The sequence below is a fragment of the Roseimarinus sediminis genome (assembly GCF_050433125.1).
GTDB classification, from domain to species: Bacteria; Bacteroidota; Bacteroidia; order Bacteroidales; family Prolixibacteraceae; genus Roseimarinus; species Roseimarinus sediminis.
The window spans coordinates 230,120-251,218 of record NZ_JBNPXV010000002.1 but is presented as its reverse complement, the minus strand read 5'-3'; the positions used below and the strand labels follow the sequence as shown (position 1 = coordinate 251,218).

The window sequence follows — 21,099 nt, the reverse complement described above, 5'->3', positions numbered from 1 at the left end:
AAATGAACAAAATAAGACTACTTTCCCTCTTCATTGGCTTAATTTCAGCCTTCACTGCTTGTGAAAAAGAGGGAGAATTGATCACTATTTCAGGACTTGAAGCGAACGATCTTCAGGCCAGCGAAAGCGATGTGATTATCACACAGGAAAACAACGAACAGCTTGTGCTCACCCTTTCGTGGAACCAAAGCACACTTAGCATCAGCGATACTTCAATGTCGGTACCCGACCTCATTACCAGCATACTCGAAGCATCAACCACGAACAACTTCTCTGAGAATGTTGCATCAACAACACAAACAGGTCTTTCAAAAACCTTTACAGGAGCTGAACTGAATACCCTTGCAAAAAATCTGGGCGCTCAGGCTGCACAATCAACACCTGTATATTTCAGGTTGAAGGCTTCGACCGGTAACAACATGGAACCGGTTTTCAGCAATGTGGTAAGCGTAAACATCACTCCCTTCGAAATTGACATGTCGAGGGGCTTTATCTTAAATGCCGATCAGGAAGATACAGGTATTTACCTTTATTCAGCTTCCTCCGACGGGAAATATTCCGGCTTTGTGGGAGCCACATCATGGTTTAATTTCTTCTTGCTCGAGGGCGACGGGACCCTTTGGGGAAACAATGCAGTGAGTGAAGTTCCCTTTGAACTCTCATCCGACGAAGGCCGATGGAATTGCTGGTTCCCTGGCTTAAGCGGTTGTTACTATGTCGATTTCGACACCAACAACTTACTATGGTCGGCTTTGCTAATTCCAACACTTACAGTAAGTGGCGACGTTTCAGGCGAAATGAACTTCGATCGTGCGAACAACAAATGGCTTCTTAGCTTTAACGCCACTGCGACCAGTTTGAACATACAGGTAAACGGAACAGGAAAGCTGTACAATGTAACAACAAACACCGACGATGCTTTGGCCATCGACATGCCCGTAGCCTTTGTTCAAAATGGTGAGTACATTGGGCTAAACAGTCAGGCATCCAATATCGCAGTGACCGTTCCTTCGCTTGGTGAATACACGCTGACGATCGATCTGAGCAACCCGACAGCCTTGACCTGCACTGCTGAATCAGGCACAGATGAGCCCGAAGAGATCAATCCCCTGCTTTATCTTCCGGGAATTGATGACGGCAGCTCCGGTTCATGGAACTTTGACAACATCCTTTCGCTATATAACGAAGAAGATCTCGCCTATTCCGGAGTGGTGAATGTGAACTCACTCTGGGGCTACAACATCAACATTGAGAAGGACAACTGGGACGATGCTTACTTTCTTGGTGAAGGAGATGCCTATGCCGGTACGCTGTTGTTCAAGGGAAGCAACAACCTGCCTGCACCTGATCCGGGTCTCTATCTTATCGATGTTTCGCTAAAAGCATTGAGCTATCAGCTTATTGAAGTTGGAAATGAAATCTATGTATCAGGACTGGACGATATTTGGGATTTCAGCACGGTACTCACGGCCACTGAAACTCCCGGTATCTATTCCGGTACCATAACCTTTGCAGGTGCTTCTCCATGGGGTTTCCAGATACACCTGAACGACTCATGGAACAACTACTACGGAGGAGCCAACGGAAAATTGAATTATAAAGGCAGCAACATCACCGATGATGCAAACCTGTCAGCCGGAAGCTATACGCTTACCGTCGATTTAATCAATGCCAACTATGAAATAAGCCAATAAATAACAGGAATAAAAACAAATTGAAGTCACAGCTAGGTATAAAACCGGACGCTGTGACTTTGATTTGATACAGAAATCAAACCTGGTTTCAGAGAAAGTTTATATCTTGAACCATTCAAGCAAAATACGATGCAAATAAGAAGCTTACATATCCTGTTTTTCATCATTTTAACAATTACAGGCTTTCAGCTGAAGGCCCAGTCAGCATTCATCACCGGATCCGATTTATCGTATGCCAACATGATGGAAGATTGCGGGGCCGAATTCAGGGAGGACGGTGCAGTGAAAGATGTTTTTGAGATTTTTGCTGACAATGGCACCAATCTGGTAAGGGTGCGGCTTTGGCACAATCCCGACTGGCAGGAAGATTTGAAGCAGCCCGCCGGAGTGAAAGCCCAATACAACAATTTTGAAGATGCCCGCGAAACCATTTTCAGGTCCAAAATGGCCGGAATGAAAGTGATGCTGGGCTTTCACTTCTCCGATTTCTGGTGCGATCCGGGCCGTCAGATTGTGCCCAAAGCATGGGAAGCAGTAGCAAACAATACCGAAGTCCTGGCCGATTCGGTTTACAATTACGTATTCAAAACACTCACGACACTTGCTGCCGAAGACCTGATGCCCGAATACGTCAAAATCGGAAACGAAAACAACAGCGGCATCATGACGCATGCGGGTATGAACAGCGATTACAGCGGGAAAACACCACTCAGCACTTCATGGTCACGCCATGCTAAACTCTACAACTCGGCCATCAAGGCAGTAAGGGATGTGTCGAAACAAACGGACATTCAGGCTAAAATTGCCCTGCACGTAGCCGATCCCGCTAAAGCGCCCTGGTTCTACAACAACATCATTAGCAACGGGGTGAGCGATTTCGACATCATGGGCTTCACGTATTATTATTCCTATCACGGACAAACGCCTTCCGAAGTAGGGCAAAGCATTAAAACCCTTCGCTCACAACATCCGGGCTACGAGGCCATGGTGGTCGAAACCGGCTATTTGTGGGATACTCAAAACATCGACCAGCTGGGGAATATCATTGGCAAATCTTCGCCATCCTATCAACCCGTATCGCCGGCTACCCAGCAAAAGTTCATGGTCGATTTGTCGAAAGCAGTGAAAGAAAACGGAGGCAGCGGCGTTATTTTCTGGGAACCAGCCTGGGTTTCTACTCCTTGCCGGACTCCCTGGGGGCTTGGTTCGTCACAGGAACACGTTGCCTTTTTTGATCACCGCAACCAGCTCTCTTTCATGAAAAACGGCGGAGGCGGCTGGCCTGATGCTTTTCGAAGCGGGAGCACCAACAGCAAGGTAAAAGTGACTTTCAATGTCGACATGAGTGAGCAGGATGTTTCACGGGGAGTTTACATCGTAGGTCAGGTGTCGAACTGGGAATTTGTGGCCATGCAACACAAGGGAAACCATGTTTATTCCGTTTCATTCGAACTACTGCCCGGTGAAGTGTTTGCCTATTACTTCATCACCAACAACAGCTGGGATGCTTACGAAAGCTACCGCGAAACTGTACCCGAAGCATGTGCCAATTCCGACGAACTGCTGAACGACCCCGACTGGACTACCGACCGTGCCTTTAAAGTTCCGCAATCCGACACCATCATCAGCTATGTGTGGGCATCGTGTGAAACATTTACCAGCAGTCGTTCTTCGCTGTTAAACGAATCAGGATGGAAAATCTATCCCAATCCCAATTCGGATGGCAAGCTATTCATCAATCATCCGCCATGGGCCAATGACCTTACCATGATCGAAATGATCAGAACGGACGGAACTACCCGGACGATTGAAATTCTGCAAAGCAACACGCAACAGACAATCATCAGCACCAAGTCGCTGCAACAGGGACTTTACCTGCTGTGCTTCAGAGCGAAGCAACAGCTTTATACGCAAAAAGTACTTATTCAATAAATAAATCAGCTAACGATGTTAAAAAAAACACGCTACTTAATCGCGCTCGCTTTGCTGACCATCGCAGCCGGCACAGGATGCAGCAACACCAAATCATCCGACAAAGCGGAAGAATTCATGATTGGTGGTGATTTTTCCATATTGAAAAAAATGGAAGATACAGGTGGTGTATACAAATACAAGGGAGAAGCGGTAGATGCACTTGAACTTTTCAAGGCCAACGGCTACAACTACGGACGTGTGCGCCTGTTTCACAGTCCCAACATGGAAGGGCCTGTGTGCAACTCGCTCGACTACACCATTGCACTCTCGAAAAAAATCAGGGAGGCCGACATGAAGCTCCTGCTTAACTTCCACTATTCCGACACCTGGGCCGATCCGCAAAAACAGTACAAACCCAAAGCCTGGGAAGGACTTACATTTGAGGTCCTTACCGACAGTGTGTATCAGTACAGCTACCAGGTAATCAAAGCCATGGAAGCAGCCGGAGTACTGCCCGACATGGTGCAGGTGGGCAACGAGATTACCCCGGGAATGATCTGGCCCGATGGAAAAATATGGAAAGACTCCATTGAAGACTGGAGCGGCTTTACCACCCTGCTCAAAGCAGGTATTAACGGCGTTAAAGCGGCCTATGGTGAACGCGAAGTACCCATCATGATCCACATCGACCGTGGAGGAGACAAGGAAGAGACGGAATACTTTTTCAAAAAAATGGCCGAATACGGCATAGAATACGACCTGATCGGCCTGAGTTACTATCCCTGGTGGCACGGTACTTTCGCTGATCTGGAAGAGAACCTGCGCTGGTTATCCGACAATTACGATGAAGACATTGTCATTGTTGAGACAGCTTATTATGCCAACGGACACTATCCCGAACCCGGCGAGTGGGTGCTCGATGTACAGCCCTATCCGCCTACCGAAGACGGACAATTTCGGTTTCTGACCGATCTCGACAGCATTGTACGTCAATATCCTCAGGTAAAGGGAATTTTTTACTGGAAGCCCGACGGATTGTATGTACCCGAATCAAAAGTATGGTTTATCGGCCGCAGTTTGTTCGACAGAGAAGGTAACGCATTAAAGGGAATTTCAGCATTCAATAAGAAATAAAAAAAAGTCATTGGTCAATGAGTCATTGGTCATTAAGAAAGAAAAAGTCATTAAGTCCTTGGGAATGGAAAGAGTCGTTGAAAAAGGAAAAAGTCAATGGTCAGGAAGGCTTTGGAACGAAAATGTCAGTACTTTTACCATCACCATTGGTTTATCCATAACAAAAAAATTAAGCATTAGCTTAGTAACTTTTTCCTTTTTTACTTAATGACCAATGACTTTTTACTTTTACTATATTTAAAATCTATACAATATGACAAGGGTGATCCAATTATTTTTAACCGTTTCTGCAATTCTTTGGCTAAGTGCCTGCAATGAAACACAGTCAACAAAAGTTTTATTCAACAACAACTGGCAGTTTGCCATTGCCGATGCCGAATTTGAAGAAATTGAAAGCATTGGCAAATGGGAAGCAGTGAGCCTGCCCCACACTCCGGTAATTGCGCCTAAGGTGATGGAAGGACAATGGCAGGGCACCTGCTGGTACAAAAAAGATTTTGAAATCCCCGCATCGGCCAAAGGCCAGCGACTAATGCTTCGATTTGAAGGAGCCATGAATGTTTCAGAATTCTGGGTGAACGGTCAGCAGGTAAAAAAACACCTGGGCGGTTATCTGCCGGTTGTTTTCGATTTTACTGAACAAGCACTTCCCGGAAAGAAGAATACCATTGTGGTGAAGCTCGATAATACCGACAATAAGATTACTGGTCCAAAACCCATGCGCCGACTTGATTTTAACATGCATGGCGGCTTGTATCGCGATGCATGGCTCATTACCAAAAATCAGCTACACATCACCGATCCCATTCTGGCCAACAAAACGGCCGGTGGTGGCATCTTTGTAAGCTACCCCAAAGTAAGCAAGGAACTGGCAGTCGTTCAGGTTCAAACCCATGTAAGCAATCAGGACAAAAGTTCCCACAGCTTTCTGGTCATTAACGAACTGTGGAAAGATCAGAAAATGGTGGCTTCGGGACTGAGTAGCAAAACCAGCCTGGAAGCAGGAAGTGACACAGCACTGAGCACTTCCATCGAGGTGAAAAACCCCGAATTGTGGTCACCGGCCTCACCTTCGTTATACACCCTTAAAACCAAGGTGATTGCAAACGGGAAAGAGCTCGATGGCGAAAGTACACGCATTGGGATCCGTCACATCGAAGTGACGAAAGGCTCGTTCAAAATCAATGGTGAAGAAATGTTTCTGCGCGGCGTGAACCGTCATCAGGAATATCCCTATATGGGCTATGCCCTGAGCAATGATGCCCAATACCGCGATGCCTACAAAATCAAGTCGGCAGGTTTCGACTACGTGCGTCTTTCGCACTATCCCCATTCACCTGCCTTTATGGATGCCTGCGATGAACTGGGACTTGTAGTACTCGACGCCATCCTGGGTTGGCAGTATTACAGCCGCGACAGCCTCTTTCAACAACAAATTTTCCGTACAGCCCACGACCTGGTACGGCGCGACCGCAACCATCCCAGTGTTCTTGCCTGGGAGGTATCGCTCAACGAATCGTGGATGGACGAAAGCTTTATCGACGAGCTGCACCGCATTGCCCACGCTGAATATCCCGGTGATCAGTGTTATACTGCAGGCTGGCAGGAATATGGCTATGATATCTACCTGCAGGCCCGCCAGCACCGTCTGGGGCACTACAAAGAACCCACAAAACCCTACAGTGTTTCGGAATATGGCGACTGGGAATACTATGCCCAAAATGCCGGATTGGATCAGGATAACTGGGGCGATTTGAAACAGGCCGATCGTTCGAGCCGACAACTACTCAGTGATGGCGAAGTTCGTCTGCTTCAGCAAGCCACCAATATTCAGGAAGCCCACAATTCGAATTACGACACACCGGCATTTTCCGACAGCTACTGGGTAATGTTCGACTACAACAGGGGGTACTCCGACGACCTCGAAGCCTCGGGAATAATGAGCATCGATCGTGTGCCCAAGTTTAGCTACTATTTTTACCAAAGCCAGCGCGATGCTGCGCTACATTCGGAGCATTATGAAAGCGGCCCCATGGTACATATTGCCTCATGGTGGACCGAAGCATCACCACTTAATGTACGGGTTTTCAGTAATGCCGAAGAAGTGGAACTGTTTCTTAACGGGAAAAGCATGGGACGACAAAAGCCCGATCAAAACCGTATCAGCAACAAGCTTCCTCACCCGCCCTTTACCTTTCAGCTTAAGAAGTTCATTGCAGGCGAGTTGATGGCAAAGGCTTATATCAATCAGGAAGAAGTGGCCAGCCACAGCGTGAAAACTCCTGAAGCAGTTTCGGAAATTAAATTACTTGCAGACGAAAGCGGAAAAGCACCCCGCGCGGGAGTAAACGACGTGGTATTCGTATATGCAAAACTGCTAGCTAAAAACGGAAGCATAGTTCGCACCAACGACGTGACAGTCAACTTTGAAGTAGCAGGCGATGCACAACTCATCAATCCGGAAATGCCTCTTAGCGAAGCCGGCATTGCCACCGCACTGATAAGAATTGGAGAATCGGGCAATGTCTTTACGATCAGTGCCTCTGCCAAAGGAGTAAACAAAGTCAATCTGGAAATCGATCCGGAATAAAAACAACTATTCTATATCAAAAAAAGGGGCTGCCTGTACAGACAGCCCCTTTAACAAAACCGAAAATATTAAACTTTATCACAGCCAGACCAGTACGGTATTTTTAAATGAAATACACTGGTAAAAGTCCATCCGGATTTTTTTAGTCATTTTTCAGTCATTCCAATATTATTTTACCACTTCATTACCTTTGGCCACCCACTCGTTGTAGGCTCCATCATATACCTTTACATTGGGGTAATCGAGAATCGTAGTCAAAATAGCATACAATAAACCTGCACGGGTGCTGGTTTGGCAATAAAGGATTACTTCCTTGTTACGGGTAACGCCGTTCGATTCGAAAATTTTCTTCAGTTCGTCGGCTGATTTCAACATTCCCTGATCGTCTTTCATCAGGTCGGAGTTGATGCCGACAGCCCCCTTTATATGCCCTTTACTTTTCGGATCGGTACCGTTGAAATAATTATCAGCGCGTGCATCAACTATAACAGCAGAATTCATTTTTGCCTTAACATCGTCAATAGCAACCAATGTTGAAGTGTTCATTACAGGTGTAAAAGTCGCTTTTTTCACCATGGTTGGATTTTTGGTAACCGGCTTGCGTTCAGCCTTCCAGGCATCGAGGTTGCCATCAATGATTTTCACATTTTCAAAACCCATCATTTTCATGACCCAGTACATGCGTCCGGCATTGTTTCCTTTCGAGCAGTACAGGTAGACGTTTTTATCGGGAGTTACCCCCTGGTCTCCAAAAATCTTAGCGATTTCTTCTTTGCTTTTAAGCATTCCCTCAACCGGTTCTTTTACCGACAACTCTTCTATGGGAATATTGACGGCATTTCGGATGTGCACTGTTTTGTATTCTTTCCCGGCACGGGCATCGATAATGACCGTGTTTTTGTCCATCATTTTTGATGTTACTTCCTTTACCGTTGCAAAGTCGCCTGCGGCAAACAGTTGACCAACTGCAACGACAAATAGTATAATTAAGCTTAATTGTTTCATCTTATACTGTTTTTAGAATTTAACTTGTAATTGAAGAACTATCTGGTCGTTTGGTGTATCAACAGGCATTTCAGCAGCATAACGGTAGTTCATTTGCAAACGGGTCCAGTCGTTGAAGAAATAATTTACACCTGCTGTAAACACATACTCTTCGTTGTTGACAATATTGGCATCGCTGTCGTAATATTCAAATTTCACCACCGGTTGTAACTGGTAGCTTAAATTGTACATGGCCTGTACATAGCCACCTGAGCGGACTTTGTCGCCAATGACCACTTCGCCGCCACCGCTGCAACCACCACCAACAATAGAACTCCCCTGATCCATGGCATAAATGTATTCACCCTGAACAATCAGACGACCACTGAAATTAGCTTCGATTTCGGCACCGAGCCGGGTTCTGATATCGGGATCCTCCAAACCGGCAGCCGAAGGCGACTGTCCGTATTTGCCGCTCACTCCAAGATGCAACCACGAAAGCGGATTAACACCCAAACGGCCTACAAGGTCTTTAAAATGATTGTCATCACGGTGTCCCAATCCGGCACCGTTCATTATTCCTAGAGCATACTGCCACTTTGTATCGCTGCTGCCACCCAGTACCATCAAACCCAAATCGCGAAACGGAGCATTCAATTCAAGGGTTGCTTTCGAACGATAAACCGTGGCCAGACCAGAACAGGCGGTATTGGTCTCCATTCCAAAGGGCGATTTAAACGATCCCATTGAAACTTTCAGAAAATCATAGCGGGTATAGGAGATGAAAGCATCGAGTAAGGTAGGATATGGTACCGCTTCGTTCAGAAAGGGACTCATTTCCATTACCACATAGTAAGAAAAATCGTAGGGAATGTTTCCCATTACCCCCAAACGGGCTCTTTCAAAAGAAAAAGTGCTTGTTGAAGGATCGGTGAATCCAACTTCCAACTGAGGCTGAATAAAGCCAAATACTGAAACCCCTTCTTCTGACGAAGGCTCGGCGCAGCCCTGGGCATGTGCGGCACTAATTGCACCCATTAGCAAAAATGCAAGTACTATTCTTCTTTTTAGTTGCATTGTTTAATTTTTTATGTTTAATATTTCGGTCAGGGCACTGAAGGCCAAAAACCTTCAGTTGAAGCAGAAAAATGTTCGTGATGCAGTGCGATACTGCACCACGAACAATCAAAGAGTTTAAATTATTGGGCCAGGGGGAATTGCTTCGATTTGGAATCTCCGCCCCACTGATTCGACGACCATGCCTCGTTTGAATTGTACAGGGCATTCATTCCAAACATTAAACTGTGGGCATCGTAACCCAAAACACGCAAATAGGCAGTGATTACGGCCGATGTTTGACCGGTATAGCAATAAGTCACCACCTTGGCTTCGGGATCAAGATTTTCAACATTGCTTAATCCCAGTGGCGAAATACGATATGCTCCCTTGATATGACCAAAAGCACTGAAATCGGCTTCTGAGAAGAAGTTGTTGATGAAATAGTTCTCAGGGGCAGCCAGCACATCGGTTGCTTTAAGCCCTTTAAAACCTTCGGCAATTACTGCTTCAATACGGGCCTGAAGAATTTCAGCTCCACCTTCTTTACCGGTTACAACCAGCGGTGCAGCAAAGGCTTGCATCGAAGGAGCAGCCTCATAACTCCAGTTAGCATGATCCCCGGCGATATCGGCACAATTGGCAGTCCATTTATCGGTTTGCTCACTCCAGCCACTCATCCCCCATTTCAATGCCTGAGCATCGGAGTAACCGGCCATGCGCAACAGCGAAGTAGCATAACAAGCCGTTTGTCCGGTATAACAAACCACAACGGGGGCCTTACCAGCTGTTTCAGCATCGGCAGCAGCAGTAAGAATGTCAGCAAAGGCATAGTTTTTGGCCCCATCGATATGACCTGCTGCAAAGTCGGCAGCCGACCGAATGTCAATCACATATTTATCATCCAGTTCAGTTCCCTCTTTAACCCCGATTACAAATTTTGCTCCATCGGCATTGGTCATAACCGCACTTAAGTCAAGGCTGTTAGCTTCCATATAGCTTTTTAAGGTCAGAAATTCATTGGCTTCTTCTGTTGTTTGTTTACAACTTGTAAAGAATAATGCGGGTACGATGGTGAACAGCACCATCAACTTCATCAATTTTTTCATAATAATTTTTTTTAATTTTTCGGTTTTATAGATTTTGTAATACTACTTTCATTGAACCTGGTTGATTTAGCAACCACCGGTGTCTTCTTCTTCATGTGCACCGCCAAGGGCCTGAAGATTTTTCTCTACATAATCGGGGTAGGACAACTCCCATTGTTTAAAACCACCTTCGAGATAGTATACCTTTTTGTAGCCCATGTGTTTAAGTGTATGAGCAGCCAGGGCTCCACGATTGCCTTTCTTACAGTAAACCACAATGGCTTCCTCCTTCAGGGGCATGTAAATTCCTTCGTTTTCCCAGAATTCTTTGTTTTCAATATTAAATTCCAGGCTTCCACGGGGCAGCATCACCGATCCGGGAATGTAACCGTAGTAGTGTTCAATTTCCTGGCGAACGTCAATCAGGGTGTACACTTCTTCGCCCATCATCAATTCAGCCAAACCTTCGGCATTTAAAACCTGACATTCGTTTTCAGCAATTGCCACCATTTCATTGGTCGACACAAAATGCTCTTTATCGCTAATCAGCCCCATGGTGATCAAACCTGTTACCAGGCCGGTAACCAGTAATAATATGCACTTAAGTTTCATAGTATTTGTTTTTGAGTTATGTTTATTCGTGAACTTCTACTTTTTCTTTACCGGTAATCATTCCTTCAAGGTAAGCAGTTAATGTATGTCCTGTGGTTATCATGTACACATGAACAATCACAAATACAATGACCATGAAAGCCATCAGTGTATGTAAAAGGGCGATCCACCGTATGCTTTCGATACCGAACAGGTCTTTTGCAATATTGGTATACAGGTACAGCAAACCCGTAAGCACCTGCAAGGGCAGCAAAAACCACATCAAACCGAAGTAGGTAAGCCGTTGAATAGGATTCATTTTGTTCTCAGGTGTTTTCTTTACCGGGTGAGGTTCATTTTTCATGATTCCCAAGGCATAAAACCTGAACTGCTCATGAAACCGTTTTGTGGTTGGCAAAAACTGACGGTACATGCCGGTCACAAGCATCCAGAAGAGCGTGAATACAAGCAATATTGAATAACCCCATCCTGCAACATTATGAACATTTACAGCCCTTTCATACCCCATCAGCTCATAGGAACTATGAATCTCAAAACCAGTGAGGGTAAGGGTGGCAATGGCACCAAACTGGGCCCAGTGCCAATAGCGTTCGTAGTTTCCGTACAATTTTATTTTTTGTTCCATCCTAATTCTGCTTTTTACGTTTTAACGAGAAAAAATACCTGCCAATACCGTGGCTTATTACTCCAAGAAGCGACATGATTACAGCCAGCATTCCAAAGCCATCGACAAAGGCGCTATAAGTCTTGCCCGGCAGATAGAAATCATCGAGCTGATTCAGACGACCGTCGCGACTGTGGCATTCCTTACAACTTAGCGTTTGTTCCTTTGGTGCTACCATGTGATTAATTGGCCAATAGGCATCACTTCTCACAAAGTCGTAGCTTCCGCTGTATTCACGGCCAACATATTCCATTCCCAAAACAGCCGCGGTATCAAAGTCAAAATCCTTCCAAAAGGCACCTTCTCCTTCAAACTCTGCCCATAATTTTAAATTGAGCAGTTCCATCGATTCAGTGTCGTAAATTTGCTTACCACGATGTACCTTTACCGGCCATATTTTTGCCTCCTTATCGTGGTAATCACCCATTAATTCATTGATCTTAACAGGTTCTCCGGTTATTTTTTCACCTGTGAGATAATGATCGGCTGTCCCGTTAAACCAATAATACTCCGGCTCAACATCATCGTTCCACACAAAATTCCCCTTGATTGTCAAATAATTGTGATTTCCATCAACATCACTTTCGTGATATGCCTTGCCATCCCTGGTTTGTCCGGCACTTGACCAGTCCCACCACATTTTGGTGGCATTTACCTTGGCATAACTTGGAATATGACAGGTTTGACAGGCCACTTTCGAAACATGTTGGTCGTAAATACGGTTTTGATGCGGTGCGTCGGTATGGCATTGTTCACAACTGATTCGGTTCGTATTCATTGCTGAAACCGAATAGGCCCTGCCTTTGATGTTGTGATTCTCGGTAATATGACAATCGGTACACTGCATATTGGCTCCTTCGGTCGTCATGTGAACATCTACTTCTCTTGAACAATCGAGCAGGGCTTCTTCCAGATCGCCGTGCTTAACATTGTTACCGCCTCCTCCATGAAAATGGCAGATGCCACAATTCTCGCGTTTGGGTAAACCAACATTGGCCGAGATATAGTTGTAGTCGGGCACCGAATAAAAAGCATCAGCAGTTTCGGCAGTGGCCGGCAAGCCTGCCTGTCCCTTTTGCTTGAAATAAGTACCGGTATTATCGTGACATACGAGGCAATCAATATTGTTGGGATCGTTAAAATCGAACGATTCATCTTTCCAACCGTAGCCAATGTGGCAACGCATGCACGATCCATTGTTTCCTACTGCTCCGGTGCAAAAGTTATTGATGAGGTTCTTTTTACCAATGCTCACCTTTTGTCCGTCGGGCAGTTCGGTTTCCCTTTCCCATTTCCAGTGAGCAGTGGCCATGATTTCCTCGTCCCGTTTCGTATGACAGGTCAAACAGGCTTCAGTAACTTTTCTGGGATCGGTAAACGCTTGTTGAAGTAGCTCATAATTGCTGTGATCGGCTGAAATCTGTAATTCTGACTGCAAAACAGCTTCCGGTTTTACCGGATCGCTCTTGGTTTCTTTTAGTTGAAAAAGAATAACCGCAGTAAGAACTGGTAATAGAAAAACAACAACCAGCGTTTCCAGCCTTTCTTTAAAGTTCCCCTTCATATATTGAAAATTTTAGGTTTTGTTATGGTTTCAAAGCTATAACAGGCCAGCCTTTCTACCCAGAATTAGCACTGGCAATGAAACGGTCGAACGAATGAGATGAAAAGGCATTTTTTGTGACGGCGGCAAGTAAAAAACTTGACACAGGTCAATAAAAGTATTGATACATTTATCTATTTTAGTGCCTGAATTAACAGAAAGAAAAATGCCAACCAACACATCAATACCTTATAGTTGTTCCTTCTCGTTTTCAGAAGCACTGATTTTTGATATGCTAACGGCAGAAGAACTCGAATTGATTCACAAAAACAGCATCGAAGTACGGTACAAAAGCGGTGAGATGATATTTAAACAGGGAACCTTTGCGACACACATTGGTTTACTTACTGAAGGCCTGGCCAAAATGTTTATTGCCGATAACAACAGTGAACAGAAACTTATTCTGAAAATACTTCCCCCGATTAACCTCCTGGGAATCTCTTTTTTAAGCGAGGAAAACTCTGTTTTCTTTTATTCCTGCCAGGCGTACATCGATTCGACTGTTGAGTTAATTGATATCAAGATTTTGCGTCAGATAATTGGCCAGAACGCCAGTTTTGGAAAACGAATTATCGATATCATGTGCGAACATACCTTAATTAATTATGGCAGATTCTTCTGTCTTACCAACAAGCAAACCTATGGCCGTATGGCCGATGTACTGCTCTGCCTGGCCAACCGCATCTATAAAAAAACTTCCTTCGATCTGGAACTCTCCCGAAAAGAACTGGCTGAACTGGCAGGCATGTCAATCGAAAGTACCACACGCATACTTACCAAGTTTAAAGAAGAAAAACTCATCAGCATCAAAGGTAAAAACATAGAAATTATTGATGCCACCAAGCTTGTTGAAATTAGCCAAAAAGGTTAAAATTCTACTGGAATTTTATGCTGACAGGGAAAACGACATCGGTCGTTTTAAATTTAGAAAAGCGATTACCCCTTATTAATAGGATAGTTTACCGCCCTAGTTTCTTTGTATATGCATTCATTTGTCAATCCAAAAAGGTATCTTGCACATCAGATTAACCTATTATAAAAGCAATGATTCAGCGCATACCCTTCATTCTGTTTTTACTTTTGGTAACGTTTACAGGCAGTGCACAAACAATCAGTCTTATCGAATATGAAGGCTGGCTTGAATCGGCCTTTGTAAGCTGGCAGCCCGATGAAGAAGCCGACTCCTACCATGTTTATCTTAGAGGAGAAGATCTGGCCCGACAGGCCATCGATGAGCCGCTGATCCGATCATACGGCAGCTATTTCCGTGCCGACATACCGGGATTGAAAGCAGGTAACTATGTTCTGGAAGTTGTACCGGTATACAAGGACGTGGAAGGCCAAAGTATTGCAACTCCTGAATTACAGGTAATATCGCACGACCGGACAGGTTTTGCTTTTTCAAACAACAGAACCCCCGGTGCCTACATGGCCGATGGTACATTAAAAGACAATGCGGTGGTTTTGTACCTCACCGAAAACAATAAAAACAGCATTTCGCTCGAAGTTGCCGGAGCCAACTCCAATCCCTGCGTTGGCATTCAAGCCATCCTCGAAGGTTTTAAAAAAGGCAAAGACATGCGTCCGTTGAATGTGCGCATGATCGGGCAAATTACCGACCCGGCCTACACCGATAAAGGCGATCTGGTCATCGAAAACGGCAACAACGCAACGGGCTCCATTACTTTTGAAGGCATTGGCAACGATGCTGTGGCCGACGGCTGGGGCATCAGGGTTAAAAATGCCAGCAACATCGAAATCCGGAACATTGGCTTCATGAACACCGACAGCGACGAGGGCGATGATTTGGGCCTGCAACAAAACAACGAATACATTTGGGTGCATCATTGCGATTTTTTCTACGGAAATGCCGGTGGAGATGCCGACCAGGCCAAAGGCGACGGCGCCCTCGACTGCAAAAAATCAACCTGGGTCACTTTTTCGTACAATCATTTTTGGGACACCGGCAAATCGAACCTGCTGGGTTTAAGCGAGGGAAGCACCACCGGCTGGTACATCACCTACCATCACAACTGGTATGACCATTCCGATTCGCGTCATCCGCGTGTCCGCTACTACTCAGCCCATGTGTACAACAATTATTACGACGGTATCGCCAAATACGGCGTTGGTGCCACCAACGGATCATCGGTTTTTGTCGAAGGCAATTATTTCCGCAACTGCAAGTATCCCATGCTCATTTCGATGCAGGGTTCCGATGTATACGATGAAGCAGCCAATTCGAACGATTACTCCGACATGCCTACCTTTTCGAAGGAAGATGGTGGTATCATCAAGGCTTTTAATAATTTCATGGCGGGCGAAAAGCGCTTTGTAGCCTACAATGATCCTGCTTTTCCTGCTTCGCAAAACGATTTCGACGCCTTTGTGGCAAGCGAAAGGGAAAACAAAATTGAAAGCACTGTCAAAACAGTTTACGGCGGCAATAGCTACAATAATTTCGACACCAATACGGAACTCATGTATGACTACACGGCCGAAACGCCCGAAGCTGCTCGCGAAACCGTGATAAAATATGCCGGACGGATGCACGGAGGTGACTTTACATGGACCTTCAATAATGCTGTCGACGATGCTGCCTATACCGTCAATACTGCCTTGAAAAATGCACTCCTAAGTTACCAAACGAAACTGGAGGCTGTGCAGGGCGACAGTATTCCCAATGATGACGACTCCGACGATCCCGATGAACCGGTTGACGAAAGCGACATGATCCACAATTTCACCACTGCCGGATTGAGCAGCAGCTTCTATTCCATTAGTGGCAATCTTTCCGACTCAAAAGGAACGGTTCACTACAACGAACTTACATTGACCCACTGTCTCAAAATTGAATCAGCCACCAGCATTTCGTTTACCACCACGCAGGAAGCAAGTTTGACCCTCGTGTTCAATGAAGATTTCTCAGGAAGTATCAAGATCAACGGTGAAAACCATCAGGCCGTAAACGGCATCGTAAGCATCACGCTGGCTGCAGGCACCTGCGAAATCAGCAAAGCCGATGTGGCCAACCTGTACTACATCGCCGTTGTATACGATACCAGCAGTACGGCTGACTCAAAGCTTTCAACACTCAAACTCTATCCCAACCCGGCCGGAGCTTTTATTAACATTTCGGGCGATGAGGAGCTTACCCTGGTCACGTTTTATACCATGCAGGGTAAACTGGTGAAGAAGATCACACCCCTAAACCGAACGATCGACATCACTGATTTGAAGGCTGGAAGCTACCTGGTGCGTATTGAAAGCAAAGGAGCAATTTCACAGCAACTTATTATGAAAAGTAGAAAATAAAGTATACATTTATTTCATGTTTAAACTGACATAACAAATTTAAAACTACCAACATGAAACGTGTAAAAAAACTGGGTGTGTATCAAACATCCAAAGTAGCTGCTGTTATTTTCTTTCTGCTTTCGCTGGTAATCATTTTACCAGTTTCACTGATCGCCAACACCTTCAATCACATGGGCGCCAATCAGGGCTTCCCCGGATTTCCCTTTGGTGGTACCTTATTTTTCATTTTTTTGCCCATTCTTTATGCCTTATTTGGATTCATCACTACGGCCATCAGTTGTGTGGTGTACAACCTCGTGGCGAAATGGACCGGAGGCATTGAACTGGAATTTGAAACCATGGATGAATAGAAAGAATTAGTTTTCGGCCTGCTTCATTCATCTCCTTAAAGAATTTTGGCACTGTGAAATCGTCCGCTTTCCTTTGAGCGAGTGCTTTCATGGCTCCCACCTTGCCTCTATTTGCCTGATCATGGTTTGAACACCTCCGTTGTAATTGATTCCAAAACCACCATGGAACACCGAATCGACATCAACGGAAATAGCAAGCTGTGGTAATAATTCAGGAAATGCAGGATCGGTATAATTCCCTTCGGTGGATAAGCGGGCCGAAAGCTGCTTTCCCTTTGCAATGAGTTCGATGGTACAGGGAGTTCGGAATGCGCTTGTGGTTACGGCCTTGCCAACAGGAGTCGCGATATTGTTTTTATACTCTACAAAGTAAGCATCGACGGCATTTCCATATTTTGTGGTGCGGATCAGGCGCAAAGCGTAACCACTCATGCTTTTGGTGTCGAAAGCAATCAACACATCCATGTAGAGATGGGCAACACTAAAGCCCTGTCCGGCCGTTTTGTATGGAGCCAGTTCCAAATTTAGTTTCATATTTCCCCTTTGCCCGGGCAAGGGGGTATACAACAAGGTGGCACTTCTGCCGCTTTGCAACAAACCACTCATCCCATGCGCACCGTCGCGACCTTCACCATAATGCCAGGCATTCCCGGTCATTGGCACTGCCTGGCGGGCCTCAGTCCCCGAATCGTCAAAATGCCTGAAAGTCCAGAAGCCAGGGATGATTTCTGGTTGATTATTCACCGAAAGCTGCCGGAAGTCCGTTTTCAGGGATGCCCGATCTGTTGTTACCATCGAAGCATCAACCGGCACAGCGGTGATTGTCCGAAAAGCCTTGCCCGGCTTACTGCGTGCATTTTTAGGGCTGACAACTGCCATCACATGGTAGCCAACATCGGAAGCCGTGAGCCGGTAGTTTTTGCCAGGCTGATCATTCCGTGATACCGCCACCTCTATTGCATCCTTTCCCGAGGCATCGGTACAGCGAAACCAGCTCACAAACGACTGATCGGGAAGCGCAGTGTCGGTCCGGTAATCCACCACCAGCTCTCCATTGCCTTTTGCATGGATAACAGGCTGAACAACAAAGTCGGGCGATGGCAGTTCCGATGGTAAAACCGTGATTACTGCTGCCGCTTCAAGCCCGCTTTCGGTAAAAGCTTCCACCATGACCTGCTGTGCTTCATTGCTATCGTTATGCGGAATCAGGATACATGCAGCTCCATCGGCTGAAGGATGAAGTGTAAGTAAATGCTTTGCTCCGGCCGCCAGCCGCCAGTTGATTTTTTCATCATGAAAAGGCACATTTCCAAAGCGAAACAGCGAAGCATTCAGCAGCAAACTGTCCTTTCCTGTTTCGATCTTTACCTGCGTGGGGCTCACCCTGAGTTGAACAGGAAGCATACTGTAGTTGTGCCTTTCGCTTATTTCCAACGATTTGATCAGCCGGGCAGTATGGGTGGGATCCCAGTCATCGTTTCCCCTTAGCAAATTGTAAACATTGTAAAGCACCGTATCGGCATGCTCCAGACGGTAGGCAGCAAGCAGGGGCAAAGTCTGAAGGTCAACTGTCGAAACCGTATCTTCTTTTCCGATAAACAGCGCTTGTCCGTTCAGTGTGTTTCCAAATTGATAATTCCGGGTTTCGAGTGGCGGATGATCCTGCCAGCCTATGTAGTTGCTGCTTTCCGAAACAAAACGGCTATCGATGACGGCCAGCTGACCATTGGCCTTTGTGAAATATTGCCGCCCGCCGTTATATACATCGATGTCGCAGTTTAAAAATACAGCTCCCGTTCCCCGGGTATAATAAAAAGGTTTAGAACTGTAAAAATCGAGCGTGCAATTCAGGTAAACACCCGTACCACACAAGGCATCATCGGTCGATTCGAAATGACAGCGATCGAACAACGCACGCCGGGCACCAACAAAAGGACAAAGGTTCAACCTGCTTACAAAACGGGTATTGCGGGCTACTATCTTATCGCCATTGCAGTGGATGAGCTGGGCCTGAACGATGGCAGCGGCCCGTTTTTCTCTTCCCAGTTCAGGCTTCAAGGGATAGTCCAGGTCGATGTTGCAATAGTTTCCGAAAGTGATATTTTCAGCCGATGTGCCATCACCATCAAAGCGGAACATGGTAAAGTTGCCCTCGGCACCGATGGTTTGACCACGGTTTACAGCCAATACGACTTTCGACGGATCGTTGCTAAGACCATAAAAACGCAACCAGTCACAACTGATTTCAAGTGCATAGGGAGGACGACCGTTTTTCCCCCGCCGCACCGCCTGGTCATCGGGGTCATCGATCCAGTAAACCCAGGGCGCAAGGTAGAGCACCATGGGTTCATCCTCAGTGCCATCACTCAGGTGGGCGACTGCTTCGTTCACCGATGAAAATACCCACCGATGCTTACCAGCCTCTTCCCTGCTCATCTGACCGTCGATGAAAAAGGCACGGGGTCCAAGCTCGATCTTCTGCTGCCTGTACAGCAGATAAGTACCATGAAATTCAATCGGACAGGAAGGATCGAGCGACTGATATTGAGCAGCCAGCGGATCAGCAAACAAGATAATACCAAGAACGAATAAGAGGTAAGGACGATGTATTTTCTTCATTTTTTAAACTTTTGCTATTCAAAAATACAGGAAATACACATACAAAAAAAAGCAGCCGTTTCGGGCTGCCTTTTAATATATCATTGTGTTGTGCTCTTTATCTGCGTCCGTTGCTTTTATTGTCGGAGGATGAACGGCGCGAGGGGGCACTTTTTTTAACTTCATCCTTTTTTGCTGCTGACCTTGCCGGAGCTGCTACCTTCTGACTTTTTGTATTGCTGCTCCGGTTCACACTGCGCGAAGCAGGACGGGCATCGTTGCTCTTGCGGGCCGGAGGTGCTACCGTTGTACTGCGTTTACTTCTGGCAGGGCTGTCGGCTGGTTTTTGATAAGTCCGGCTGGTGCTGCGGCTTTCTCTTTTCACCTGCTCACGAGCCGGGCGGGTTGTTGCAATCGACGGACTGCTTTCGCTACGGGTATAAACCCTGCGATTGCTTTCAGCTGTCCTGCCGGTATTTACAGTGGTTGACTTGGAAGGACTTTCGCTGCGAACGGCCTCCCGGGAGCCTGAACTGCGCCGACTGTATTCCGGACTGGTCTGCTTTCTGCTTTCCTGAGCCGGTGCACTATAGCTGCGACGTGAACTGCGCTCATTCGGGCTTGCTGCCTGCCTGTTTCGATCGTTGCTGCTCCTTACATTGGCCGGTGCATTCATTTCGGAACTCCTGCGATTGTTTTCAATTGCCGGCCGTGCCGAACGACGTTCAACCAGCTGTTGATGATTTTCAACTCCTTTGTTACGGTATTCAAACGATTTGTGCGGATGCTTGCGTGCATAGTCGTTACGGTAGTGATGGTGGTGAATCTTCTCTGCCACCCTGCTGTAACGATTCGGTACATAGCGGCAGTGAAAGTCGTGGTGCCTGTAATAGTTCCTGATGTGATGATGGTAAACATGAATTGCATGGGCACGACGGTAACGGTAATAATCGGGGTAATAATTCCAGCGGTAAGGCGAAACCCACACGGTGTGGTAAGGATGCCAGAACCAGTCGAAAATTACCGGACGGTGTACATAAACCGGTTCAATGATGTAGTTCATTCCGTAGAGAAACTCGTTTCCAATCACCTGAACATGGATGGTTCCACGCCGATCGCGTTCCAGATCGATGGTAGCCACCTCCTGATAAACATTGCGGTCGAGCACGGCCTGAATACTAACCAGGTGAACTCCCTGTTCGTAAACTTCGACTACCCGCAGGTAATCGACATAGGCATCGCGGTTCAGATCGAGGTTCGAAATTCTTTCCTCCGGGTTATTCAGTTTTCTTTCAAAATCCTCCAGGTTGTCTGCTCTTCCAAACAGGAAGGCAACGGCTTCCAAATCGAGGTTGTCACTGATGTCGTAACTGGTGGCCTTTACTGTTACTACCTGCCGGGCAGAGAGCTGCCCCATGCTGGCCAATATTATTATAAGCAGGAAGGTTATATTTCGTTTCATAGCTTTGTTTTTTTATGCACTTCTGCTCATTG

15 protein-coding genes are annotated in these 21,099 nt (G+C 46.1%); 7 read left to right on the top strand and 8 right to left on the bottom strand.

Annotation, left to right across the window (positions count from 1 at the left end):
* Positions 1–2 precede the first annotated feature (2 nt).
* The 4 genes from FHS86_RS04020 (at position 3) to FHS86_RS04005 (ending at position 7,332) form a co-directional block, all read left to right on the top strand.
* Positions 3–1,694, top strand: a complete 1,692-nt coding sequence (locus FHS86_RS04020) for a DUF5114 domain-containing protein (protein WP_429411396.1) — start codon at positions 3–5, stop codon at positions 1,692–1,694.
* 129 nt (positions 1,695–1,823) lie between these two features.
* Positions 1,824–3,626 carry a glycosyl hydrolase 53 family protein gene (locus FHS86_RS04015; protein WP_429411394.1) on the top strand — a complete coding sequence of 601 codons (1,803 nt, stop codon included), beginning with the start codon at positions 1,824–1,826 and terminating at the stop codon, positions 3,624–3,626.
* A gap of 15 nt (positions 3,627–3,641) precedes the next feature.
* Entirely contained in the window at positions 3,642–4,742 is a 1,101-nt protein-coding gene (locus FHS86_RS04010) for a glycoside hydrolase family 53 protein (protein WP_429411392.1), read from the top strand.
* Between the two features lie 253 nt (positions 4,743–4,995).
* Positions 4,996–7,332 (top strand): glycoside hydrolase family 2 TIM barrel-domain containing protein, encoded by a 2,337-nt coding sequence (locus FHS86_RS04005; protein WP_429411390.1) that lies wholly within the window; start codon positions 4,996–4,998, stop codon positions 7,330–7,332.
* A gap of 168 nt (positions 7,333–7,500) precedes the next feature.
* On the opposite strand, the gene FHS86_RS04000 is transcribed toward FHS86_RS04005, so the two are convergent.
* From FHS86_RS04000 to FHS86_RS03975, 6 genes are all read right to left on the bottom strand, one after another.
* A complete protein-coding gene (locus tag FHS86_RS04000; protein WP_429411388.1) occupies positions 7,501–8,337 on the bottom strand; it encodes a sulfurtransferase in 837 nt (278 codons plus the stop codon).
* Between the two features lie 12 nt (positions 8,338–8,349).
* Positions 8,350–9,393, bottom strand: coding sequence for a porin (locus FHS86_RS03995; protein WP_429411386.1), 1,044 nt, complete (start codon positions 9,391–9,393; stop codon positions 8,350–8,352).
* Positions 9,394–9,515: 122 nt separating this feature from the next.
* Entirely contained in the window at positions 9,516–10,481 is a 966-nt protein-coding gene (locus tag FHS86_RS03990) for a rhodanese-like domain-containing protein (RefSeq protein ID WP_429411384.1), read from the bottom strand.
* Positions 10,482–10,547: 66 nt separating this feature from the next.
* A complete protein-coding gene (locus tag FHS86_RS03985; RefSeq protein ID WP_429411383.1) occupies positions 10,548–11,072 on the bottom strand; it encodes a rhodanese-like domain-containing protein in 525 nt (174 codons plus the stop codon).
* Between the two features lie 22 nt (positions 11,073–11,094).
* The gene (locus FHS86_RS03980) at positions 11,095–11,697 is read right to left on the bottom strand and encodes a cytochrome b/b6 domain-containing protein (RefSeq protein WP_429411381.1); all 603 of its coding nucleotides are present in this window, start codon (positions 11,695–11,697) and stop codon (positions 11,095–11,097) included.
* 1 nt (position 11,698) lies between these two features.
* Complete coding sequence (locus tag FHS86_RS03975) at positions 11,699–13,300, bottom strand: tetrathionate reductase family octaheme c-type cytochrome (RefSeq protein WP_429411379.1); 1,602 nt, start codon at positions 13,298–13,300, stop codon at positions 11,699–11,701.
* A gap of 205 nt (positions 13,301–13,505) precedes the next feature.
* Here FHS86_RS03975 and FHS86_RS03970 point away from each other — a divergent pair, with 205 nt between their 5' ends.
* From FHS86_RS03970 to FHS86_RS03960, 3 genes are all read left to right on the top strand, one after another.
* Positions 13,506–14,210: a Crp/Fnr family transcriptional regulator gene (locus FHS86_RS03970; protein ID WP_429411377.1), complete on the top strand. Its 705-nt coding sequence runs from the start codon at positions 13,506–13,508 to the stop codon at positions 14,208–14,210.
* 173 nt (positions 14,211–14,383) lie between these two features.
* Positions 14,384–16,654, top strand: a complete 2,271-nt coding sequence (locus FHS86_RS03965; RefSeq protein WP_429411375.1) for a pectate lyase family protein — start codon at positions 14,384–14,386, stop codon at positions 16,652–16,654.
* Positions 16,655–16,707: 53 nt separating this feature from the next.
* Complete coding sequence (locus tag FHS86_RS03960; protein WP_429411374.1) at positions 16,708–17,007, top strand: hypothetical protein; 300 nt, start codon at positions 16,708–16,710, stop codon at positions 17,005–17,007.
* 87 nt (positions 17,008–17,094) lie between these two features.
* Here the strand turns inward: FHS86_RS03960 and FHS86_RS03955 are convergent, their stop codons facing one another.
* A complete protein-coding gene (locus tag FHS86_RS03955; protein ID WP_429411372.1) occupies positions 17,095–19,626 on the bottom strand; it encodes a pectinesterase in 2,532 nt (843 codons plus the stop codon).
* A gap of 97 nt (positions 19,627–19,723) precedes the next feature.
* Positions 19,724–21,067 carry a hypothetical protein gene (locus tag FHS86_RS03950; protein WP_429411370.1) on the bottom strand — a complete coding sequence of 448 codons (1,344 nt, stop codon included), beginning with the start codon at positions 21,065–21,067 and terminating at the stop codon, positions 19,724–19,726.
* Positions 21,068–21,099: the final 32 nt, after the last annotated feature.